The organism is Arthrospiribacter ruber (assembly GCF_019343195.1).
Classification (GTDB): domain Bacteria; phylum Bacteroidota; class Bacteroidia; order Cytophagales; family Cyclobacteriaceae; genus Arthrospiribacter; species Arthrospiribacter ruber.
Window position 1 is genome coordinate 260,738 of record NZ_RPHB01000003.1, and the last position, 24,923, is coordinate 285,660.

Here is a 24,923-nt window from a genome sequence, read left to right on the forward strand (position 1 = left end):
CCGGTCTTTGGCCGGGTCTTTTCATTGGCATGAAATTGGTGTTAGAGGGCCTGAGCGTATAGTTATACAAATATTCCTTAGAAAAATCCCTCAATTTCTAAAAAACGCTTTATATTCACGCTTGAATGTGAAGTCTGATAAGATTGTGTTTGGAAAATACCCTTTGTATAAGCCCATACCTCGCCCTAGTAATTACAAGATTATCTACGCATTTAGATTTAAGTATATGTTGTTGAAAAGCAGCTAAAAAAGGCAGAGGCTATTATGGCTAAGAATTACCTCAAGTTATTATTGGTACTGTTCTTAGGAATTTTGAGTACAAGAGCTATTCATGCTCAGGATATTCAATTTTCCCAGTTTTATGCTGCCCCAATTTTTTTGAACCCTGCCATGACAGGTGCTACTGAACTCACCCGTGTTGGAATCAATTATAGAAACCAATGGCCCGGACTTAACCACTCTTTCAACTCCTATTCTGCTTACATAGACCATTATGTTTTTGACTACAACAGTGGTATTGGTTTGATTGTCAATGGTAACAGGGAAAGCTTGGCACAATTGGCTACCAATGAAGTTGGAATTGCTTACAGTTACAATTTGAAGATTTCTGAAGACATCAATTGGAGATTTGGAGGACAGGCCAGCTTTATTACCAGGGATGCATACTTTGGAGGATTGATTTTCGGTTCTATGATTGACATTGGAAGTGGTACCATCGGTGACATTACCGATGAATTGTCCGGTATCGCACTGGATTATAATCACCGATTCATGAATTACCATTTCGGGACCATGTTCACCTCACGCAATGCCTGGTTGGGACTTTCGGCTCATAATGTTACCGAGCCCAATGTATCCTTTGTGGATGAAGGGATCAGCGTTCTTCCGGTCAAATATTCCGCACATGGTGGTTACAGGTTTATGTTGGGATATGGAGGTATCAACAATACTTTCACCAATACTTATCAGGAAAGGTCACTTTCTATAGGTTTTAACTACAAACAACAAGCCCCTTTTAATCAATTGGATGTAGGAGCCCAGCTTTTTTTAGATCCCTTGGTGGTCGGAGTCTGGTACAGAGGGCTTCCTACCAAATACCGTCTTCCTAATAATGAAGCCATTATAGGCTTGGTTGGAGTGTCACTCCCAAGCGGGATTGATATAGGTTATAGCTATGATTTTACCATTTCTAAACTCAATCTTAGAAACAGCGGAGGTGCGCACGAAATCTCCATGCGGTATTCATTTTTGTGGTGAGATCCCAAGAACAGGAATCAAAGGGCCAGAAGAATTCCTTGCTTCCATTATTAAATTTTTTTCACTGAATTTCTCATCATTTATTTTGGCTTGATACTTTTATATCAAGGAAAACGCCACTTAAAATCCGAATTTTGGATTTTATGATATTTTTTATAAAAATATGATTATTCTCATATTTTTCCATGATTAGAATTTTTATCAGAACACTTGCGAAGCACTATTTTATTTTATTAATTACTTGTATATGGTAGAAAATAAAAAGATCATTTTGTTTTATACCTTTAACAAAAAATAATATTTTAAAATATTAAAAACGTTATTTCAGATTTGAAATACATAATTGAGAGGTCAAAGTGAGTCGAGATCCTATCAGGAAACCAATAAGTAATGAAACCACAAAATCTACATCTGCCAACTTTTATGCTGCTTTTGATGAGCATATGGGCTATGTTTTTTGTGGAAGAAACAATGGCCCAAGAAAAAGGGGACAATCAAAACGTCCTTTCGACACTGAGAACTGAAAACGTCCCCTCTGGAAAAATTTCTGTCAAAATATCAGGAAAATTGGCTTTATGTTCCCATGAAGACAGAGGGCATATCATTTTGGATGTAAATGGAGGTACTGCCCCATATACTTTTAGGTGGAATAACAACGACACTGTCCAAAACAGGTATAACCTTCTTTCAGGCACTTACACTGTTTTTATCAAAGACAAGGATGGACGTGAACATACCGAAAGGATAGTTATCCAACCTCCATTTCCATTGATAGCTGAGCTGGTCAGTAAAAAGGATGCAACATGTGGTAGCAGTGCTGATGGGAGTGCAAAAATCGAAATTAAATTTGGAAGGGGGGAGCCTTATGCGATAGACTGGTCTCATGGTCTAAAGGACAAGCTCGAGGCAGATGATCTTTTACCCGGTACTTATACGGTCACCGTTGCAGATCAATTTCACTGTGAAACCAGCATCACTTTCGTAATAGGAGGTGGTTCGGATGCCATTGACGCTTCTGCTAATATTGACCATATCGATTGTTTCAATGAGAAAGGGGCTATCAAGCTTAATGTGAAAGGTGGTTCAGGAAATTATTCTTTTGAATGGTCCAATGGCCAAACAAGTAAAGACCTCACAGGCCTGAATGCAGGAGTCTATGAAGTACTGATCAAAGACAATGAAGGATGCAGTGTATTCCAATCCTTTGAAGTTTTTGCGGAACCTTCTGACTTGGAAGTAATGGTAAACAGGGTCCAGCACAATTTCTGTGGCGGAAGCGAAGATGGAGAAATAGACCTTGGAATCACCGGGGGATCTGCGCCTTATAATATAGAATGGAGTAATGGTGATAAAGGCGCAAGCATAAACGGGTTGAAAGCAGGAACCTATACCGCAAAAATCACTGATGCCAGTGGATGCACTGTGTCGCAAAGTATTCAGATAGAAGAACCTCAAAAATTGACGGCTAGGCTTCAGTCCACCGTCGAAATGGACTGCGCTTCAGGAGAATCAAGCGCTACCGTTTGGGTGAAAATTGAAGGAGGAAAAGCCCCTTATTCTATCAACTGGTCTGAGGGATCCAAAGATATTCAGGAAATTGAAGTTCGGAATGTACAAGAGGTTAAAGTCGAAGTAGTGGATGCTGATGGATGCAGGGTAGAAGAGAGGGTCAGAATTAATTCATTCGACGTCAATTCCAATTCCAGAGTAGATTTCCAGGTACGCAAACTTCAGATCAATTCTCTTGAGGAGGTATTCACTTCAGAGCCTTTGCTATTTGAAAGCGAAATTTCAGAGGATTTTATTGCCTGGGAGTGGGAATTTGGTGATGGAAAAGTTTCTTCAGACAAGGATCCAGTGCACATCTTCAATGAAGCGGGCAGCTATGAGGTAACCCTCAAAGCTTATGATATCTACGGATGCTTTGCAGTAGAGACCAAATCAGTGAACGTGGTAGAATTGGAAGAGTGGGTGACTGTCCCAACAGCATTTACACCAAATGGCGACGGATTGAATGATGAGTTCAAACCTGTCCTAAAGGGTGTCAACAATTTCCAAATGAATGTTTTCAATAACTGGGGAGAGCAGATGTTTGCCGCCTCAGGTTTGGAATTTCAAGGTTGGGATGGTACATACAAAGGCAAGTTACTTCCTCGGGGCAGCTATGTATATCAGATCTCCTACACTACTTTCCAAGGGGACAAGATGCAAAAAACCGGTACAGTCACATTGATCAGATGATATGAAAGGCCTTTTTACCATATTGTTTGTATTGGTGTTGGGTTTTGCTTCCAAGGCGCAGGATGTGCAGTTTTCCCAGTTTTATGCTGCACCGATATACCTTAACCCTGCTTTTGCAGGCTCATCTGAAATGACCCGCTTTGGAGTCAATTACAGAAACCAATGGCCTGGACTGGATCACTCACTCAATGCCTATTCGGCTTATTTTGATCATTACTTTTTCGGTGCCAACAGTGGCGTAGGACTTATTGTAAACGGAATGAACGAAACCATGTCGGGCTTGAGTACCTCTGAAGTTGGATTGGCCTATTCTTACAGGTTACGTTTGGGTTTTGGAAGCTTCCTCAGGTTTGGAGCGCAAGCTTCATTTGTTTCCAGAGATGCCAACCTGAATCATTTGGTGTTTGGAAGTCAGATTGACCCAAACACTGGGGCCATAGGAGACCATAGTGGAGAATCCTTTGCCATGGACATGAGACATAGGTATGCGGATTTCCATTTTGGAATGCTTTATAATAATGAATGGGGATGGTTTGGACTTTCAGCTCATCATATTACACAGCCCAATATTGCTTTTATAGATGATCAGATTTCCCAATGGCCTATGAAACTCTCTGCACATGGGGGAGTTAAAGTTGACCTTTCACAGGGAGGAGTAAGAAATTATATGAACAATACCCAAGACGCAAGGGAATTGGTCTTTGCTTTTAACTACAAGCACCAAGATCCATTTAATCAGCTAGACCTTGGCGTACAGGCCAATCTTCAGCCTTTGGTATTAGGAGTCTGGTACAGAGGCCTGCCTACCATGGGTACTGCCATGCCAAATACCGAGTCAATCATTGGACTGGTAGGGGTATCCCTTGGTGGAGGAATAGACATTGGATACAGCTATGACTTTACTTTGTCCCAACTTGGACAGGCCAATACAGGTGGGGCCCATGAGATATCCATGCGGTACTCCTTTTTGATAGGTAACAATGCCGGAGCAGGAAGAAAATCCAGCATGATGCCATGCTTTAAATACTAGATTTGTTTGATCACCCTTAGCCCTGCTTCTGTCATTTCATGAGCGGGGCATTTTTTTGAACATAATCCTGCAAAAATGATTTTCTATGCATGGCAAAAACACTTAGATTGATATTGGGAGATCAGCTGAACAGCAGGCATTCTTGGTTTGAAAAAAAGGATGATGATATTTTTTACCTGATGATGGAAATGCGTCAGGAAACCGATTATGTAAAACACCATATTCAAAAAGTTGTAGCCTTTTTTCTGGCCATGAGGACTTTTTCGGAGGAACTTTTGGATAAGGGGCATCAGGTAATCTATTACCGCTTGGATGATAAGCATAATGAACAAAACCTTCAAAAAAACCTTCAAAAGATCATTAAGGAAAAGAAGATTGAAAAATTTGAATACCAGCTGCCTGACGAACACAGATTGGACAAACAGCTGAAGGAGATCTGTGATGGAATATCAATAGATTCAGAAGCATTTGATTCAGAGCATTTTCTTACGGAGAGAATCTTTCTCAAAGAATTTTTTAAGGGGAAAAAAAGCTATCTCATGGAATCATTTTACCGGGAAATGCGGAAAAAATACGATATCCTCATGGATGGTAAGGAGCCTCTGACCGGCAAATGGAATTATGACCATGCCAATAGAAACAAGCTGAAAAGTACGGATATCCTAGAACCGCAGCTGCTCAAAAGTAGAGATGTTTCTGATATTGTGGCCATGATCAAAAAATCCGGGGTGGAAACCATTGGCAGTATTGATGAGGAAAATTTTATTTGGCCTTACTCAAGAAGAGAAAGCTTGGCTTTGGTAGATTACTTCTGTAAACATCTCTTGGCCAATTTTGGTAAATATCAGGATGCCATGCATACCGATGATCCTTTTTTGTTTCATAGCAGGCTCAGCTTTAGCATGAACAGTAAGATGATAGCTCCATTAGAGGTAGTGGAAAAAGTGGAGAAGTACTGGTATGAGTATCAGGACGAAATTGATATTGCTCAGGTGGAGGGTTTTATCCGCCAGATTATTGGTTGGAGAGAATACATGAGGGGGATTTATTGGGCGAAAATGCCTGATTTTGCCAACTTGAATTTTTTTGGAAACAGAAGAAAATTGCCGGAGTTTTTTTGGACAGGTGATACCAAAATGAACTGCCTCAAGCATGCCATAGGCCAATCTTTGGAGCAAGCTTATGCCCATCACATTCAAAGGCTGATGGTGACAGGTAATTTTGCCATGCTGGCAGGAATCAAGCCTGATGAAGTAGATGCTTGGTACCTTGGGATTTACATTGATGCCATAGAATGGGTAGAGATTACCAATACACGGGGTATGAGCCAGTTTGCCGATGGGGGAATAGTAGGCACCAAGCCTTATGCTTCTTCTTCCAACTATATCGACAAAATGAGCAATTACTGCGGAACTTGCCATTATTCCAAAAGCAAAAAGACGGGAGACAAAGCCTGTCCTTTCAATAGCTTGTATTGGCATTTTTACCACCGCAATGAAGACAAGCTTGCCAAAAATCCTAGAATCGGGATGGTCTACCGGACACTTGCCAAAATGAAAGATAAAGAAGCCATCCTAGATCAGGCCGAAAAATATTTAAAGAACTTGGATGCATTATAACATCTTGGATGACAGAGGAATTTTCAGGGTTGGAAATATGCTTTTCAATCCTGTTTCTTAATGAATTCCATTACCTTATCTTTTGGTAGGGCTTTGATTTGGTTGCCATTTCTCCCGACCATATCTTCCGCAGCCCAGAGTGAATTGATGATGGCCTCTTCGGTAGCTTCAATAGTAGCCAAAAACAAAGCAGTCATATCGTCATTTCTCAGAAACGTTCCTTTGGTTTTTTCCAATGCAGGAGCTTGATGGGGGATAAGATTGTCGGCATGGTTAGAGAAAGCGATGACATAATCCCCTGATCCATTGGAAGCTATTCCTCCTGTTTTTCCTAAGCCCAGCATGGCTCTTTTTGCCATCCTTTGTAGATTTCTTTCATCCACAGGAGCATCAGTAGCAACTACAATCATGCAGGATCCGTCTACGGATTCCAATTGGTTTTTGAAGCTATATTGTCCCAGTTCCTTGCCTATTGGAGTACCGTTGATCTCCAGCACGCCACCGAAATTGGTCTGTACCAGCACGCCAATGGTATACCCTCCCAGGCTTTCAGGTAGCTTTCTTGAGGCTGTTCCTATACCACCTTTAAATCCAAAACATACGGTGCCTGTTCCTGCACCAACATTTCCTTCCTGTAAGTTGGGGCTATGTGCTTCCTGAATGGCAAACAATACTTCCTCGGGGCTAATATGTTGACCGCGGATGTCGTTTAAGTAACCATCGTTGGTTTCTCCGACAAGTGCATTGACGGATTGTACTGATTCATTACCTTCCTGATTCAATGTGTATTTTATTACACCGGCTATGCCAGAAGCCACGCTTAAAGTGTTTGTCAGAATTATAGGGCTTTCCATGTTTCCCAGCTCTTCTACTTGAGTACTGCCGGCCAGTTTACCAAAGCCATTCCCGACATAGATCGCTGCAGGAATTTTCTGCTGGATTAGGTTTCCTTCGTGGGGCAGTATTGCCGTGACTCCCGTACGGATATGTTCCCCTTCGATTTTGGTAAAATGACCGACCTGTACTCCCTTGACATCGGTGATACTGTTGCCTGGTCCGGTTGGAAGTACACCTATGACAATTCCCATTTCCCTTGGCCTTTGTTGGGAAAATGCTGTAGAAAATTCAAGTGACATGATTAAAGCTAGAAGGACTTTGATGGTATATCTTAACATGAATTCTGAAGGATTTTTCCGAAGATAAAGAAAAATCAGGATTCATTTTTTGTCTTGAGTTTTTTCAGTTCATCCTCCGAGTAAGCCCAGCCCGTGATCAGTACGAATAGGACCGGAACGATGAAAATTGTCATCAAGGTAGCAGTAGTCATCCCGCCAAAGACTGTCCAGCCAATAGTCTGCCTGGCCAGGGCCCCTGCACCTCCGGCAAACATCAAAGGCATAATCCCCAAAATAAAGGCAAGGGAAGTCATGATAATTGGACGCAGCCTGATTTTGGAAGCCTCAATGACCGCTTCCTTGATGCCCATGCCATCATCTACCCTTTCTTTGGCATATTCTACTATAAGGATGGCATTTTTGGCTGCCAAGCCAATAAGTGTCAACAAGCCTATCTGAGCATAAACATTATTTTCAAGTCTTGGAATCAGCAGCAAGGTGATAATAGCTCCAAATGCACCAGTAGGTACTGCCATCAAAACAGAAAATGGTACTGACCAGCTTTCGTACAATGCTGTCAGGCAGAGGAAAACAAAGATTACCGATAGTGCAAAAATCAGGTAAGTGCTGCTTCCTGTGGCCACTTCTTCTCTGGTGATGCCGGAGTATTCGAAGCTATATCCTGAGGGAAGACTGCTTTCGGCTACCTCTTCCAGCGCCCTTATGGCATCTCCCGAACTTTTTCCCGAAGCGGCTTCACCATTGATCGTCGCCGAGCGGAAAAGGTTGAAATGACTTATCAGAGGGGCGTTTTCGATCAATTTTACCTCGGTAAGGTTGCTCAAAGGTGTGAGCCCTCCATCCTGGTTTCTCAAAAAGAACTGGCTGAGTGCCTCTGGGCTTTCCCTATATGCTGAATCTGCCTGTGCCAAGACCCTGAAATTTCTGTTATAAAGGATGAAATCATTGACATAAAAACTCCCCAAATAAGTCTGTAAGGTCTGATAGGCTTCTCCTATATTGACCCCTAGCCTAGCGGTTTTCTCTCTGTCCAGGTCAATCTTGAAAGCAGGGGTACTGGCACTGAAAAAACTAAAGGCTGAGCCTATGTCTTCATGTGCATTGAGGTCTCCGATAAATGATTTTAAGTTGGTCTCAAAATCCTTAATGCTTCCGCTATTGTCCAGTTCCTGTAAAATAAATGTAAAACCGGATGTGCTCCCAAGTCCGGGGATGGCAGGAGGAGCAATGATGACCACTTCTGCCTCCGGGATTTCTTCTTTGAGCATTTTTTCAAGCCTGTCTCTGACTTCAAAAGCACTTTGCCCTGAGCCTTTTCTTTCATCCCATGGCGTAAGCTGGGTAAAAACCGTTCCGCTGTTTGATTTGGTGGCAAAATTGACTGCATTCAAGCCTGTTACCCCCGAAAAGTGAAGAATTTCTTCCTGCTCGTTGAGGATCTCCATGAGCTTGTTGATCGTCCGCTTGGTGCGGTTGGTGGAAGATCCTTCCGGCAATTCAAAGGTGACGAAAAGCCTTCCCTCATCTTCGGTAGGGATAAACCCTGTTGACTTCATTTGAAACATCAGAAAGGTTGCCACTCCAAGCAGAAGTAAGCCCGTAATGAAAAATTTGATCTTTCCCAGACTCCACTTGACACCTCTGTCATATTTTTCCTGAAGCCTGTCAAATAACCTGTTGAAATGATGGAAGAAGCGGTCCAGACCTTTGGATTTTTCACTGATATTGCTGGGTTTGAGCAATAGTGAGCAAAGGGCAGGAGTCAGTGAAAGCGCTACAAATCCGGAAATAAGTCCTGAGACTGCAACTGCCATAGCAAACTGTTGGTAGAGTCTTCCAATAATTCCGGGAATAAATCCAACCGGTACAAATACCGAAGCCACGATCAATGACATGGCGATTACAGGACCTGATATTTGTTTCATGGCCTCTGTGACGGCTTCTTTGGCAGAAACGCCTTTTTTCTCCATGATTGCGGAAGTTGCTTCCACGACTACAATGGCATCATCCACCACGATTCCTATAGCCAACACAAATCCAAATAGGGTGAGGGTATTGATAGTAAAACCCAAAGGTATAAACAATGCGAAAGTACCGATAATAGAGACTGGAATAATGAGGATAGGAATTAGGGTAGCTCTCCAGTTTTGGAGAAATAAAAACACCACCAAGATCACCAAGCCCAGAGCGATGAAGAGGGTTTTGACCACCTCACTTATGGATTCGGAAACCACGGATGCAGACTCAAAAGGGATAATGTAATCCAAGTCTGAAGGAAAGTTGGCTTTGAGTTTTTCCATGGTGTCACGTATTCCCTGTTCCGTATCAAGAATATTGCTTTCCGGGGTTTGATAGACCAAGAGATATGCTGCCGGATATCCATCCGTAAAATTATTGGTGGCATAATCAAAACGGCCCAACTCAACCCTTGCAACATCCCTTAGATAAACCAAGGCATTGTTTTCAGGGTTGGTTTTCAGGATCACATTTTCAAATTCCTCTACAGTCTGTAGCCTACCATTGGTGAATACAGTATATTCAAAAGCCTGAAAGTCAGTCTGAGGCGGTGCTCCGATACGGCCAGCAGCGATCTGGAGATTTTGCTCCTGAAGGGCTGCAATGGCTTCATTTGCCGTGATGCCCAATTGAGAAAGTCTGTCAGGCTTGAGCCATATTCTCATGCTGAAATCTTCCGCCCTGGCAAAAATATCCCCAACCCCGGGAACCCTCAGCAATTCATCTTTGACGAAGATATTGGTATAGTTATTCAAAAAATCCACCCCATGGGTACCATTGGGACTGAAAATGGAGACGATAAGTAAAATGCTCGGGTTTCTTTTCCTCACTACAATCCCCAATCTTCTGACTTCTTCAGGGAGCAGGGGTTCTGCCACTGAAATTCTATTTTGAACTTCCACGGCAGCGACATCTATATCCGTACCTACCTCAAAGGTGATATTCATGGTCAGCCGGCCTTCACTACTGGCAGTGCTTTCTATGTAGGCCATCCCGGGAGTTCCGTTGATCTCCGTTTCCAAAGGAGTCATGACAGTCTGCTCTATGGTCTCTGCATCAGCACCCGTATATGTAGCCGTTACCTGTATCACAGGTGGTGTAATGTTGGGATATTGGGATACAGGCAGGGTATTGATGGCCAAGATGCCCAAAAGCAAAATAAAAATGGAAATAACTATGGCCGTATTTGGCCTTCGGATAAAAGTATCTGCTATCATGAATCTTTTTCTTCAATGATTTCTACCTTGTCCCCATCTTGTACTTTCTGAAGTCCCTTTACGATAACTTTCTGTCCCGGCTCAAGCCCCTCTTCTATGACCCTATAGTCTTGGAAGTTTCTTCCTGTTTTTACTTTTACTTGCTTTACTTCATCATTTTCAACCACAAAAACTGAAAATTCACCCATTTGCTCTTTGATGGCAGATTGTGGCACCAAGCGTACATTGTCTTTTTGGGTGTCCTTCACAATAAGGGTGGCACTCATTCCCGGTCTAAGCTTTTTATCACTGTTGTCGAATTTCAGCCGGATTTGAACCGTTCCTGTATTTCTATTAACAGCCCTATCGAGTATTTCTATCTCACCTGGTTTTGGGTATTCTGTCCCATCAGTAAGGCGGAGGAGAAAAATAGAGTCAGCCAGAGCATCTTCATAGTTGGCGAGTTCCTGAAATTTGGTCAGGTACCTTTCTTCCGGGAAAAAATCCGCTCCCATTGGATTGTCTCTGGAGATGATGTTCAATAGACTTTCCCCAGGATTGACAAGGCTGCCCATCCTTACCATGCTAAAGCCAATAGTGCCATCAAACGGAGCATATATGCTGGCATACTGTAGGTCAATACTGGTGTTTTCCAGTTCCGATTTTGCTGCATTCAGCTCCTGTTCGGCATTCCGTAATTCGATGAGGGCATTGTCGTAGATCTGTGAAGCAATGGCATCTTCGGCTTTTAATCTTTCATAGCGCTCAAAGTCCTTTTTGATCCTTTCAAAATTGCCTTCAGCAATAGACACTGCTGCAGCGGCCTGTTCTTTTCTTGCCTGATAGCGGGTCGGATCTATTTGATAGAGCAACTGTCCCTTACGTACCTGCTGGCCTTCTTTGATAAAAATCCCTGTCACATAGCCGACCACATCGGCCCTGAGCTCCACTTCTTCCAATGCTACTGTAGTGGCAGGAAAGGTCCTCGAAAAACTGATTTCCTTTTCCAGGACTTCTGCTACGGTTACCTTCTCTTTTTGCTCTTCTTTCTCTTCCTGACCACAGGAAAAAACCGACAGTGCAGGAAGCAGAATAATTATGTGGATATATCTTTTTAATTTCATAATTCCTCGGTTTGAACTTCACCTCTGGCCCTAAGGAGATCCATTTTGCTGGCCATTACCCTAAAAAGGGCATTGATGTAATTGATCCTGCTGGTTCTTAAGTCAGTTTCTGCCTGAATTACCTCCAGAAAATTTTTAATTCCTTCCTCGTATTGGAGACTGACCGTTTGGTATATTTCTTCAGCGGTTGTTTTGACATCTTCCTGGATTTTCCACTCGTATAGGTAAGCTTTGTAAGCACTTAGTGCCTCCTGATGTTCCCGACTAATAAGAAGTTGAAGTTCATTTTGAGCGGCCTCTAGCTGCCTGAGTTGCAAGTCTGCTACACGGATTTCGTAATTTCTTCTACCCCCTTGGAAAATAGGTAAGGACATCCTGAATCCTGCCAAAGAGTTGGGGAAACCTCTATTGAAAAGCTCGCCTGCCATGGGGGTCTGATAAATGATGTTGTAATTGAAAAAGGCGTCCAAAGTGGGCAAATAAGCCCTTCTGGAAAAGGCAAGCTCTGCTTCCTGTATATTTTTTTGACTGATCAGGTATTTGGTTTCGTACCTGTTTTCATAATCAAATTGTTGCAGCGTATCCACTTCTGCCTTAGAAATCAGTTCTTCCAGGTCATATTCGAGTTCCATTTGTGTATTTCTGGGAATCCCGGCCAGCTCTTTGAGCCTGGAAATGCTCACCTGATAGTTTTCTTTGGCTTGAAATAGGGCCGATCGTGAATTTTGTAGCGCAATGCTCGCCCTCTTATAATCAATATTATCAGTGATACCCGCTTCGTAAAGGGCACGGGCATCTTTGAGCTGCCTTTCCTGCCGCTGAATGTCCTCTTCCCTAATACGTATTTCTTCCTGGCTCAGCAGGGCTTCGTAAAATGCCTTGCTGGTATTTACAGTGAGGTCGATTTTGACCAACTCCAGATTTTGTTCAGCAGAAGCTTTCAGGTAATTCGCCTGGCCCTTGGCCCTAAAGAGGTTGTTGTTGATGAGCGATTGGTTGACAAAAAAATTGAGGTTGGAATTGAAGGGTACGCCTGTTCTGACTTCCTGAAAAGCCCCCGACTCGGGATTGTTGAAATCGGGAAATATAGCCACAGGCTGCTCAAAATACCTGAAATAATCCGCTTCCAGGCCTGCTTGGGGAAGCCAGCCGGAAAGCGAGGATCTTACGTTATTTTCTATTATTTCCCTTTCCAGAACTGAAATCTGCAAAGCAGGCTGATTTTTGTAGGCTGTTTCTAAAAGCTCAGTCAAGCTAAACTTTTGGCTTTCCTGGGCCAAAAGAGTTACAGGAAGTAGGAGCCAAATAAAAATTGTCGTTTTCTTCAATGCCATGGGTCAGGTGATGGATGTTGAAAAATGGAAATTCACACCATAATTCAACATTTCATCCCTGTTTTTGTTCAATTTTTAATTTAAAACCATTTCAATAGACTATCAATGATTTTTTTTCCGGCAAAGCCGTAGGGAGGATAAAGGGGTTTGGAAGCTGTCAACCCGACCCTTTGGTGCATCACGGCTTTTTGGTTACTGAATGCCAAAAACCCAAAATGGCCATGCGCCTTTCCTATCCCGGAGTTGTTCACTCCTCCAAACGGGAGTTCATTTTGAAGAAAATGCAATACACAATCATTGGCTACAGCTCCTCCCGAGGAAGTTTCCTGAAAGACCCTTTTTATATTGTCATCATCATTGGAAAACATGTAAAGAGCAAGGGGCTTGGGTTTCATATTGATGTACTGTATGGCTTCTTCCAGATCACCGAATGAAAGTACAGGCAAGAGCGGTCCAAATATTTCTTCCTGCATGATGTCCATATCTTCACTGAGTTCGGTCAGGACGGTAGGTTCAAAAAACATCTCCTCTTCATCCACATAGCCTCCAAAATACTTTTCAGCCCCCTTGAGTTCCGCATCTGCAAGTAGGTTTTTCAGTCTTTTGAGGTGTTTGCCATTTACAATACGGGCATAGTCTTTGGATTTTTCTATTCCTTTTCCAGAAGGATCATACATTTTTTCCAGCTCATTTTTCAGCGCTGTAAGAAAAGCCTCTTTGACAGAATGATGAACCAGGACATAATCCGGTGCGATGCAGGTTTGTCCACAGTTGACAAATTTACCCCAGATGATCTTTGCGGCAGCATCCTTTAGATCAGAGTTAAAATCTATGATTGCAGGGGATTTGCCTCCTAGTTCCAATGTAACAGAACTGAGATTTTCAGCGGCCGCCTTCATGATGATTTTACCGACAGCTGGACTTCCGGTAAAAAATATATGGTCAAAAGGCTTGTCAAGTAGAAGTTGGGCCACTTCTACTTCCCCTTCAAAAAGGGCCACCTGACTTTTATCAAATGTCTCAGCTACCAATCTTCTCAATAAGGCAGAAGTGTGAGGGGTAAGCTCAGAAGGTTTGATGATGGCGGTACAGCCAGCAGCAATGGCTGAAACCAAAGGTCCTATTGCAAGATTGAAAGGATAATTCCATGGTGCTATGATGAGACTGGTGCCTTTGGGTTCGTATTGGACGTGGGATTTTGTACCGAGCATGGGCAGAGGTGTGGAGACTTTTTGTGGTTTTATCCACTTGTCGATATTTTTAAGCGCATGCTTGATTTCTGAGGTCACCACAAAGATCTCTGAGAGGTCTATTTCCAGATAAGGCTTTTTGAAATCAGCGTGGATGGCTTTTCTGATATCACCCTGATTGTTTTTGATCCAGGCCAACAGTTTTTCCAACAGGGCTTTTCTCTCTTTGATGGATTGGGTCCTGTTGAGGATGGACTGTCTTTTATGTACCAAAAAGGTCCTATCAATTTCAGATTGTATATTTTCCTGTATAATGGTTTCCATATCGGTTTGTCTTTATGAATAGGGAATATACTATATATAATCAACTAAGAAAATGGATGTTTCATAAATACAGGTAAAACTTATTGAGATAATAGGGCGTTATGATATCATCACCCACTAATCAAAAATAAAGTATGGATTGGAGTTTGGAAAGGATTATTCCCAAAGGGATTTTGGGGAATAATCAAAAGATGAGGGTTATTAAGGAATATCTTAAAAACCTGAAATCAACAAAGCAAGTAAACAAGTGAGGAGGCTTAGGCCTCCTTTTTTTGTGCTTCAAACCTTATAAAATGTTTTTCAAATAAAAAAAATTGCATTTCAAAATAAATTTTTTGCTGTTTCTCTTGTATATGAAAAACAAATTAATGTATTTTTACAGCAGATAGTTTATGTCTTCATAAATTGTTCAGCTTAATCACCCAAGCAAACACTCTAATCAGGCTATGAAGCACTTTTACAACAGCTATACCACCTCTTTCTGTACAGGCTTGTTACAGGCAAGGTATGGTGTTGTTTGTATTCTTTTTTTGGCCTTGATTTTTTTTACTTTTTCTGCACTGGGACAATCAAGGGTTTATGTTGATAAAAACAATAACAGTGAGGGCATAAAAGAAGTGACGCTGATTGTAGATAAAGGCGGAGCACAGGAATCCAGAATTGTTCAGACTGCGCAAGGTCAGGAGAACCCAATGCCTGAAAATGTTTCTGTGGAGGTGGAGTCGATTTTATTGGAAAATGGGCAGAGGATATTTGCTACTTCCAGGTTTCCAAAAGTAAAAAGTGCCAACCCTCTTTTGGGAAGCGATCTCACTCCAAATGCTGTCAGGGTCATCAAGTATGATCATGCTGAGAGTTCAGAGCACATTTCCCATGCAAACAACCTTGCTAATTTCCTTAGGGCTATGGAGGAAGTGGTTTCCATTCCTGACCTTAGATCCTACTGGGATATCAGTCCTACTCCTATTTTTGAAGAAAACAATGCATTCGTAGATATCATTTACCCCAATCAGATTCCAAGCTCGGGGTACATGCTCATCACCGAAAGGAATGGCAATTCCGGAATGGATTTGATGCCCTTAGATGTGGATGGGAATGTGATCCAAAATGCATCTCTTGTAAACGTAATGCCTGATTATACTTGGAATACAGGGGTCAACCATCAAATTGATATCCCTGAGCAGAAGCAATGGCTTACCATTATCAATGCCGGTATTTTCAACACTTCCACTCCGATTTATGGTTTTAGGGTTTTTGATATCATGGAAGCCGATGGGAAGTTTGTATTTTTTGCCAGGGAAGTATCAGCTGTTCCGGACAATGCAGGACCTGTATTTGGTTTCTCCGGAGGAAATGACATTATCAATATTTTTGAAAATGATGAGCTTGATGGAAAGGTCCTAAATCCACAGGACGTTAGTTTGGTGGTTTTTGATAATAATGGCGCTTTGGCTTCTGGATTCATTATTTTAAATCAGGACCCTAATTCCAAAAACTTTGGAAGTGTCTCTGTGGCTCCGGGAACGCCTGCGGGGATTTATACTTTCGACTATGAAATCACGGACAAACTGGATGGAAGGACAGACAGGACCACAGTTACCATTAGGGTGGCAGATCCGATTGATCCCGAGTTTACAGATTGTAGAGATGAAGGGCTAGTGTCTTGTTCAGGTGATGAATTTGCCTATGGGGCAGTTTTTTTAAGTGACCAGTCAGGTAAGAGAATAGAGGAATCAGCATGCAGATTCGGTACTTCATCTGAAGTCTATATCTCTGTAGATCTTCCTTCAGACTTTTCAGGAAGCAGGTACGAGAGCAGACTATTAGCAGATTTATTTATCGGTCAGAGCTCTGTTCCTGTTAAGGTCAGTGCATTTTTGGGGACTTTGCATGGTGGGAGTGAAAGCAACACTGTCCGTGTGATATCGGAAAAATTCATCTGGAACTGTGGTGATGAACTCAGGCTGGAAAATGTGATGCTGATGTGGAGAGAAGACGACGACCTTTCTGGGCAGGCTTCATGCGAAGATTATGAATCAGCGCTTACCCAATGTACAGATACAATTTCTATACAAACCCCACAAGTAGATATCGAATCTTGTAAGGATTCAGGTAGGATTTCGGGAAGGGTAATTCATGACATCAATGGCGAGCCCATTAGTGGTGTGCCTGTCATGTTGATTTCTAAGAATCCGCAAAACGACTTGGTTTACATAAGCGTGACCGGAACAAATGGACGTTACATTTTCGACAATATCGTATTTGGAGAATATGAGGTCAAGGTCAATGATGCCAATCTAAATGCAGTCAGAGATCTTTTTGCATCGGGTGTTTCTTCTTACTCTATCATGGTAGACAAGTGTCTGAGTGAAGTCAATGACTTCAAATATGGCCCTAGCAATGATCTTTACCTTGGAGGGATAGTGTGGTATGATGCCAATGGAAATGGTGTACAGGATGAATGGTACGATGCCAATGATGATGGGAAAGTTACCTTAAACGATCCAACGAAAGGGGCCATTGACATCAATAAATGGGAATGGTTTGACCTCAACGGGGACGGCAGGTACGATGGTCCGGAAAACTTCGGTGAATTGAATATTGCAGGGTTTGGAAATTCAAGGTCTTCCAACATCAGTGTGAATGGTCCGCAAGGATTTGAAAAGAGCATCAAAATTTCAGAAACAGGATACTGGAGTGTGCAGGTAAGTCCTTCAGATGCCTTTGGTGATTACACTGCCCAATTGACCATGGACCGTAACCTGAACGATCAGGCTTCCATAAAAGGGGAAAGTGGATTGATCAAGACTTTGCCAAACTTGCGAGTGGCATTTCTGGAGGATAATATCCGCTTTGCTATAGAATGTGGGCTCACGACACCAGAGATACTGGATAGAACCCTGAGCCGATCTGTACAAGTTCATAAAGATCTGCACTTTGGAATCAGGTGTCACGAAGGCTTTGTGGAGATAATTGCCAATGATGATGAGTTTGGTGAGCAGTATGTAAGCTACGTCGGTAGCCTGGGAAATATCCTTGATAATGACCTATTGAATGGCAAGGCAGTGAATCCAGAGGATGTCAACTTTGAGTTTACCGAATTGGATGGGCTTATTGGTCTGGGAATTGAAGAAAATGGTGAAGTCAGTCTTTTGATCCCTGAAATCAACGAACCGCGAACTTACACTTTGAAGTATATCTTAAGAGAAGTTGGCTATCCGGATAATTTTGATGAGGCTTCTGTAACTTTTACTTTGCTTTCTGACAATGTTGACTTGGCTATAGAGAAAACCTCCAATCAAGCAGAAGTTTACGAAGGGGATGAGTTTGAATATGTGATTAAAGTAAGCAACATTGGAGAGACCAATGCTACCAATGTGCAGATTGTAGACCTCCTTCCTCCAGGATTGAGCTATGTGAGCAGTGTTTATTTTTCCAGTGACAACTCTATCAATCTTGACATTCAGGTGAATGGCAGTAGAATCACCTATTCTGCGCCAAGATTTAATTCAGGTGTGGTACTTACCATCTCGGTCTTTGTGACAGCGGATCCATTGGTCGGTGGAATTCCTCTTTCCATCACCAATCAGGCTACGGTTAGTTCATCGGAAGAAGATATTGATCCTTCCAATAACATAGCTACTGATGAAAATCTCGTCAATCCCTTTTTTATCCCTAATATAATTACACCAAATGGGGACAATAAAAATGACAGGTTCGAAATAAAAGGCTTGAGCAAATTTACAGGGAATGATATTGTGATTTTCAACAGGTACGGAGACCACGTGTTCCAGACAGAAAATTATGATAACAATTGGGATGCATCAGGGCAGGTAGCAGGAACATACTTCTACATATTGAATGGTACAGATAGGACTGGAAGAAAGCATGAGTTTAAGGGTTGGATTCAGGTTATAAAAGATTAATCCGAAGAAGAGATGAAAAGGATAGCATTCATATTGATCTTTATTATAGCAACATTGCCGACTTGGTCAGCCTATGCTCAACAACTCCCCCAATTCAGTCAATACATCTTCAACGGCCTGCACATCAACCCAGGCTATGCCGGGTACAAAAACCAAGGCTACATTCAAAGTACTTACAGAGATCAGTGGGTCAATTTTCCAGGTGCACCTCAGACTTTTACGGTCACAGCTGACCTCAGCGCCAATGAAGGATTGATGGGGTTTGGAGTATCCGTGATGTCTGATAAGATCGGACCGACCAGTACAAACTCCGGTTTACTTACTTATGCCTACAGGATCCAAACAGGTAGGCAGAGCTTTTTTTCTCTCGGAGTAAGTGCCGGAGCAAGTCAGTACAGCATAGACGGGGAATGGGCTTACAACGACCCAAATGATCCCGAAATACCCGAAGGTAGAATCAACATGTTTACCCCAAATATGAATGCCGGGTTGTTTTTTCATACAGACAGGTTTTATGCAGGTGTCAGCGCATTTAACTTGGTAGGGAAAAAGGCGCTGGAACGTGAAGATATTGCGCTGGCCTTCCATGATTTCCACTTTTACCTTACTGCCGGACTGCTTGTACCTGTGAGTGACAATGTGTCTTTCAAGCCTAGCTTTCTCATCCGTGAAGTTCAGGGAGCACCAATGAGCTATGATATCAATGGCATGTTTTTGTTTATGGAAAGGCTTTGGCTGGGGGCTTCTTACAGGTCAAATATGAATTTGGGTAATGAACATCTTATGGGCAACCTCAATAACAGGACAGCAGTAGCCTTGATTGCAGAGATATTTGCTACCGAAAACCTCAGAATTGGTTATGCCTATGACCATAATCTCAATGCACTTGAAAATTACAGGAATTCTTCCCATGAAATTTCTATAGGCTACTACCTGACTTCAAGAACGGCTAAAATCAAAAACCCAAGATGGTTCTGACATTAGATATACATCATCTGCTGAAGAGGCTTTTTCTACTCCTGTTCTTTGGGACATTGGCCGGTCATTTGTCAGCTCAAAACTCACTGCTGAGATATGCAGATAAGCAATACGCAATCGGTAATTATGCCCATGCGGCCGAAGTATATGAAAATGCCTTTAGCAAAAAGGAAAAATATGCTTCAGCTGTAAAGCTTGCAGAAGTCTACAGTCAAATCAAAGATTACGAAAAAGCTTATCAGTGGAGCAAGCAGGTAATCGATTTTGATGAAGCAGAGAGAAGGGATTACTTGAGGTACCTTGTAGCTGCGATGCAGGTTGATCAAAATTCAGAACCTGAAGACTTATTGGCTGGGTCAGGATTTGAAGAGTTTGATTTTCCGGAACTTGATTTCGGCAGGATTGCATTTCTGAAATCTCTTCCGTCCTCATTTCGGCTTGAACCTTTGGCAGTTGTCAATTCCGAGGACTCAGATTTTGGCTACAGCGCTGATAGCAAAGGAAATGTGTTTTTCACAAGTGATCGGGGCCCCTTATTGAATCCGGAAAAGGCCAGTGTAAGATTGGACGCCAAAAACAATATTTTCAGTAAAGATGGAAGTGATTTCAATAATAGAAATTATTTTTCTCTATTCAGAAAGGACAAAGACGGAGAAACGGTACAGCTTCAAGTAGATCTTCCAGGCGCATTGCATGTTTCGGATCCCCATGTGACAAGGGATGGGAAAAAGATTTTTTATACGGCGGTATTGGGCAAAACCAGAGGGGCCAAAAGGGAAGATATAGCCAATCAACCGGGAATCTATCTTGCTGATTTGGATAAAGAGGGTAATCTGAGCAACTCCAAAGGACTTCCTTTCAATAGTTCCTTTGCTTATGGGGTAATGCATCCTTTTTTGGATGAAAATGAAAGCCGGTTGTATTTTGCATCGGATATGCCCGGAGGTGTAGGCGGCTATGACATTTATTATGTCGAATACGATGAAAAAATGGTCTTTGGCAAGCCGGTTAATCTAGGGCCAGAAATAAATACTTCAGGTAATGAAAGCCACCCTTCTAAGAATGGGGAAAAGTTTTACTTTTCTTCATCTGGCCATTCGGGATTAGGAGGTTTGGACATTTTTTCTGCGGACTACAGGGAAGGAATTTTTACCGAAGTTAAAAATATGGGTGCTCCTTTCAACAGTCCAAGAGATGATTTTGCTTTTAGAATAAATGATGAAGGTATTTCGTACCTGTCCTCAGATCGTGAAGGAGGATTAGGCCAAGATGATATTTATTTGATTAAACCTCTTCAGAAATTTTTGCTTGCCAAGCTATGGGATTGTGAAGGGGTACCTTTCGAAGATGATTATGAAGCCATGCTCATCAAAAGGACTCAAGGGGTCAAAATCCCAACAACAAGGGGAAGTCAGAATGAACTTTTGGCCGAACTTGATCCTGAAGAGCAGTTTGAGCTGAAAATTGAAATCCCTGGATTTTTCACTATAGAGGACCAATCACTGAGTTCAGTTGGAATGGATGCAGATACGTTGCGAAGGGATTATACTTTGATGCAGGTACCTTATAATCTGACCATCTTGACTGATACCATTTATTATGATTTGGATAAGTTTGAGATAAGAAAGGATGCTGTTGAAGTTTTGGAAAGTCTTGGTGAAGTGATGAAAAAATACGATTTCATAGAGCTTGTGGTATCCAGTCATACGGATTCCAGGGCGAGTCATGCTTACAATGAAAAGTTGAGTGAAAGAAGGGCAGATGCGGTTAGAGAATATGTTTCCAAGTTTGGTATAGGTCCGGACAGGGTAAAGCTAAGGTGGTTTGGTGAAGAGAAGTTGATCAATGACTGTGGTGATGGCGTGAAGTGTCCCGAACAAAGCCATCAGATGAACAGAAGGTCCGAAATGATCTTGGAAGCGTTTTCAGATTCGGACAAAATCTACTTCTTGCCAAAAGGCTGGATCAGTGGAAGTGCTGAAAAGTGTAATAAGGAAGATCTCAAAAATTTAATTCTTGAGAAATAGCAGACAATTATAAAGGAACAAAAAACAAAAGACCTCCCGGCCGGGAGGTCTTTTGTTTTGCTTAATTTTCAGCCAACAGCTTTTTTTCTTCTTCTTGGACCAGAATCCCAGCAATCTGATGGATTTTTTCCTGCTTGATCCTTTCAAATGCTTCCCTGTTTTCTTTGGAAATAGGATCAGCTGGAGGAAGCTTCTCTGCCAGCCAGTCCACCTGCTTACCGTTTTTCCAGAATCTGAAGCAAAGGTGAGGACCTGTAGCCAAACCGGTACTGCCCACAAACCCGATGACCTGACCTTGTTTTACTCTGGTACCAGGTTTCATGCCCGAGGCTATTTTGGACATGTGCAAATACTGGGTGGTGTAGGTATCATTGTGCTTGATCTTTACAAAATTTCCATTGGCACTCGTAAATCTTGCTTCCACCACGGTACCGTCTCCCACAGTCCTGATTTCAGTACCTGGCTGAGCTGCGTAATCAGTCCCAAGATGGGGTTTGTACCTTTTTTGTACGGGGTGAAAACGTCTTAGATTATACTTGGAACTGATTCTGGTGTATTTCACCGGGTCTCTTAAAAATGACTTCTTGAAGCTGTTTCCTTCCTGGTCAAAGAAATTCACCTCTCCGTTTTGTTCAAATGGAATGGCATGGTATTCCTGCCCTTTGTGCTGAAAATATGCGGCTTCAATGTCAGTGATTCCAACGACTTGATCTTCTATCACTTTTTCCTTGTAAACCACCTTGAAAACATCACCTTTTTGAAGTCCCTGGAAGTTGACGTACCAGCCAAAAAGATCTGCAAACTGGTCAATCATGTCATTTGTGATTCCCAGTCTGTTCATGTTGAAGGAAAGGTTATCCGTAATGACTCCGCCTTTTTCTACATGTCTCAATTCCACTGGTTTTTCTTCCTTGTAGATTTCCAGGTCGTCGAGCTTGAAGACCACATATTCAGAAGGATTGGGTTCGTAAATAAAAAATTGGGCTTGTGAAGAGTCTTCAGGAGTAAGTACGGTGAATTTTTTGTTGAAAGCGATTTTGCGGACATCAAAAACGTCTTTGGATTTTCTGGCGATCTGATCTATGATCTCATAAGGGACATTGAATGGACTGAGAATGGAAGACAGGGTTTGGTTTTTTCCTACGATTCCTTCGGTTATCTGTAGACCGTTGATGTTGATTCCGAAAAGCAGGTTCTCCTCTTCCTGAATTTCGAACTCTTCTATTTCAATTTCTTCGGCTAACAATTCGGGGGCCTCTGAAAACTTATTTTCGACTATAAAGTAGCCACCTACCAATACTGCTACCAAGGCACTTACGCCTATCCATTTTTTCACCATTATTTATTTCAATTTTTTTGATTTGGGCTGAATACTCAAAGAAATTTAAATTCGGGTCAAATTGCAAGGATTGTTGAGTCAATCTGAAAATTTTAACATTTCGAAGCTTCAAAGTTCTAACGCCCAGAATGGGAAATCTTGTCTTCGACACTGTTCAATTTTTCAAAAAAACTTGAAGAACGGTACATTATTGATACTTGACTATTGAAAAATCTGAAGAAAAGACAAATTACCTGCAATCTTATGAAGGCTACATAGCATACTCTGCAAGGTTTGTTTATCTTTGTCCACTTTAAAAAAATACCAAAAAACATGCATAGAACTCATACTTGCGGACAGCTAAGGATAGAGAATGTCAACGAAAAAGTGACTTTAGCCGGATGGGTACAAAGGGTCCGAAACAAAGGAGGATTGATCTGGGTAGATCTGCGCGACCGTTATGGTGTCACCCAATTGATATTTGAAGAAGGCTCCACCCAAGCAGAATTGTTGGAAAAAGCAGCTTCCTTGGGTAGAGAGTATGTGGTGAAGGCAACTGGTACTGTGATAGAAAGAACTTCAAAGAATGATAAAATCCCTACGGGTCATATTGAAATCAAAGTAGATCAGCTTGAGATCTTAAATGCTGCCAAAGTGCCTCCATTTATTATTGAGGATGAGACGGATGGCGGAGATGACCTCAGGATGAAATACCGTTACCTGGATTTGCGTAGAGGTGTAGTCAGGGAAAAACTACAGCTCCGTCACAGGATGATGCAGGAAACCAGAAAATACATGGATGCCCAGGACTTTATAGAGGTGGAAACACCTGTATTGATCAAATCCACACCAGAAGGTGCCCGTGATTTTGTGGTGCCGAGCAGGGTCAACCCGGGCGAATTTTATGCTTTGCCTCAGTCACCGCAGACTTTTAAGCAGCTTTTGATGGTATCGGGATTTGACAGGTATTTTCAAATAGTCAAGTGTTTCAGGGATGAAGATCTCAGAGCAGACAGACAACCTGAATTTACACAGATTGACTGCGAAATGTCATTTGTGGATCAAGAGGATATACTCAGCACTTTTGAAGGACTGGTAAGACATCTTTTCAAGAATGTCAAAGGTATAGAGCTGGAAGAGGTCCAAAGAATGACTTTTGCAGACGCCATGAAGTACTATGGCAATGACAAGCCTGACCTGAGGTTTGATATGAAGTTTGCTGAACTCAATGACCTTGCCCAGAATAAGGGTTTTGCGATTTTTGACCATGCTGAAATCGTTTTGGGTATCTGTGCAAAAGGTGCCGGAGAATACACACGAAAGCAGTTAGATGAATTGACCAATTGGGTAAAGAGACCACAGATAGGAGCCAAAGGACTTGTGTATGTCAAATGCAATGCTGACGGGTCTTTCAAATCATCTGTAGACAAGTTTTATGGTCAGGAAGATCTCAAAGCTTGGGCCGACCTCATGGGCGCTGAGCCAGGAGACTTGTTGCTTGTATTGAGCGGAGAAGAAAAAGCTACCCGCAAGCAGATGTCTGAGCTTCGTCTTAAAATGGGTGAAGAACTTGGTCTAAGAGACAGGAATGTGTTCAAGCCACTTTGGGTGGTTGACTTCCCATTATTGGAGTGGGATGAGGAAACAGAACGCTTTCATGCTATGCACCATCCATTTACTTCACCGAAGAAAGAAGATATTCCACTTTTGGAGACGGATCCAGGTTCAGTAAGGGCCAATGCCTATGACCTTGTCATCAATGGTGTGGAAATCGGAGGAGGATCTATCAGGATTCATGACAGGCCTACACAGCAGTTGATGTTCAAGCACCTTGGGTTTTCTGATGAAGAAGCGCAGAAGCAGTTTGGCTTCCTGATGGAAGCATTTGAATACGGAGCACCCCCCCATGGAGGAATAGCCTTTGGGTTTGACCGGTTCTGTGCGATATTCGGCGGATCTGATTCTATTCGAGATTACATTGCATTCCCCAAAAACAATTCAGGAAGGGATGTGATGATAGACTCACCGAGTACCGTGTCCGAGGATCAGCTCAAAGAGCTTTCCATACGAGTAGAATTAAAAGATTAATTTATATACAGCACCACCATGCCGGAAGAGCTCTTAGTTCTTCTGGCTTTTTTTGTTCTCATTTCAAGTTAAAATTGTTTTTTGACCTTTTAGCCTCACTTTTTATCCTTTTAAAATTT

At 42.2% G+C, this 24,923-nt stretch carries 14 protein-coding genes; 8 read left to right on the plus strand and 6 right to left on the minus strand.

Annotation, left to right across the window (positions count from 1 at the left end; all coding sequences use genetic code 11):
* Positions 1-264 precede the first annotated feature (264 nt).
* From EGN73_RS07020 to EGN73_RS07035, 4 genes are all read left to right on the plus strand, one after another.
* Positions 265-1,257 (plus strand): PorP/SprF family type IX secretion system membrane protein, encoded by a 993-nt coding sequence (locus tag EGN73_RS07020; protein WP_219287835.1) that lies wholly within the window; start codon positions 265-267, stop codon positions 1,255-1,257.
* Positions 1,258-1,647: 390 nt separating this feature from the next.
* Complete coding sequence (locus EGN73_RS07025; protein WP_219287836.1) at positions 1,648-3,498, plus strand: T9SS type B sorting domain-containing protein; 1,851 nt, start codon at positions 1,648-1,650, stop codon at positions 3,496-3,498.
* 1 nt (position 3,499) lies between these two features.
* On the plus strand, positions 3,500-4,528 hold the full coding sequence (locus EGN73_RS07030; RefSeq protein ID WP_219287837.1) for a PorP/SprF family type IX secretion system membrane protein: 1,029 nt from the start codon (positions 3,500-3,502) through the stop codon (positions 4,526-4,528).
* Between the two features lie 89 nt (positions 4,529-4,617).
* Entirely contained in the window at positions 4,618-6,147 is a 1,530-nt protein-coding gene (locus tag EGN73_RS07035; RefSeq protein ID WP_219287838.1) for a cryptochrome/photolyase family protein, read from the plus strand.
* 44 nt (positions 6,148-6,191) lie between these two features.
* Here EGN73_RS07035 and EGN73_RS07040 read toward each other — a convergent pair whose 3' ends face one another.
* The 5 genes from EGN73_RS07040 to EGN73_RS07060 all read right to left on the minus strand — a co-directional run bounded on the left by EGN73_RS07040 (position 6,192) and on the right by EGN73_RS07060 (position 14,467).
* Complete coding sequence (locus EGN73_RS07040) at positions 6,192-7,283, minus strand: DmpA family aminopeptidase (protein WP_246611498.1); 1,092 nt, start codon at positions 7,281-7,283, stop codon at positions 6,192-6,194.
* A gap of 74 nt (positions 7,284-7,357) precedes the next feature.
* Complete coding sequence (locus tag EGN73_RS07045; protein WP_219287840.1) at positions 7,358-10,516, minus strand: efflux RND transporter permease subunit; 3,159 nt, start codon at positions 10,514-10,516, stop codon at positions 7,358-7,360.
* Entirely contained in the window at positions 10,513-11,619 is a 1,107-nt protein-coding gene (locus EGN73_RS07050; RefSeq protein WP_219287841.1) for an efflux RND transporter periplasmic adaptor subunit, read from the minus strand. Before EGN73_RS07050 ends, EGN73_RS07045 begins: the two co-directional genes overlap by 4 nt.
* Positions 11,616-12,953, minus strand: coding sequence for a TolC family protein (locus tag EGN73_RS07055; protein WP_219287842.1), 1,338 nt, complete (start codon positions 12,951-12,953; stop codon positions 11,616-11,618). The genes EGN73_RS07050 and EGN73_RS07055 overlap by 4 nt, the downstream gene beginning before the upstream one ends.
* 80 nt (positions 12,954-13,033) lie before the next feature.
* Complete coding sequence (locus EGN73_RS07060; protein WP_219287843.1) at positions 13,034-14,467, minus strand: aldehyde dehydrogenase family protein; 1,434 nt, start codon at positions 14,465-14,467, stop codon at positions 13,034-13,036.
* Positions 14,468-14,913: 446 nt separating this feature from the next.
* Here EGN73_RS07060 and EGN73_RS22500 point away from each other — a divergent pair, with 446 nt between their 5' ends.
* From EGN73_RS22500 to EGN73_RS07075, 3 genes are read left to right on the plus strand one after another with little or no spacing between them, the layout of a single operon-like run.
* Entirely contained in the window at positions 14,914-18,393 is a 3,480-nt protein-coding gene (locus tag EGN73_RS22500; protein WP_246611499.1) for a T9SS type B sorting domain-containing protein, read from the plus strand.
* Between the two features lie 12 nt (positions 18,394-18,405).
* On the plus strand, positions 18,406-19,371 hold the full coding sequence (locus tag EGN73_RS07070; RefSeq protein ID WP_219287844.1) for a PorP/SprF family type IX secretion system membrane protein: 966 nt from the start codon (positions 18,406-18,408) through the stop codon (positions 19,369-19,371).
* Complete coding sequence (locus EGN73_RS07075) at positions 19,362-21,398, plus strand: OmpA family protein (RefSeq protein WP_219287845.1); 2,037 nt, start codon at positions 19,362-19,364, stop codon at positions 21,396-21,398. Before EGN73_RS07070 ends, EGN73_RS07075 begins: the two co-directional genes overlap by 10 nt.
* A 61-nt stretch (positions 21,399-21,459) precedes the next feature.
* Here EGN73_RS07075 and EGN73_RS07080 read toward each other — a convergent pair whose 3' ends face one another.
* On the minus strand, positions 21,460-22,737 hold the full coding sequence (locus EGN73_RS07080) for a peptidoglycan DD-metalloendopeptidase family protein (RefSeq protein WP_219287846.1): 1,278 nt from the start codon (positions 22,735-22,737) through the stop codon (positions 21,460-21,462).
* 312 nt (positions 22,738-23,049) lie between these two features.
* On the opposite strand from EGN73_RS07080, the gene aspS reads away from it, so the two are divergent.
* Entirely contained in the window at positions 23,050-24,804 is a 1,755-nt protein-coding gene (aspS, locus tag EGN73_RS07085) for an aspartate--tRNA ligase (protein WP_219287847.1), read from the plus strand.
* Positions 24,805-24,923 lie beyond the last annotated feature (119 nt).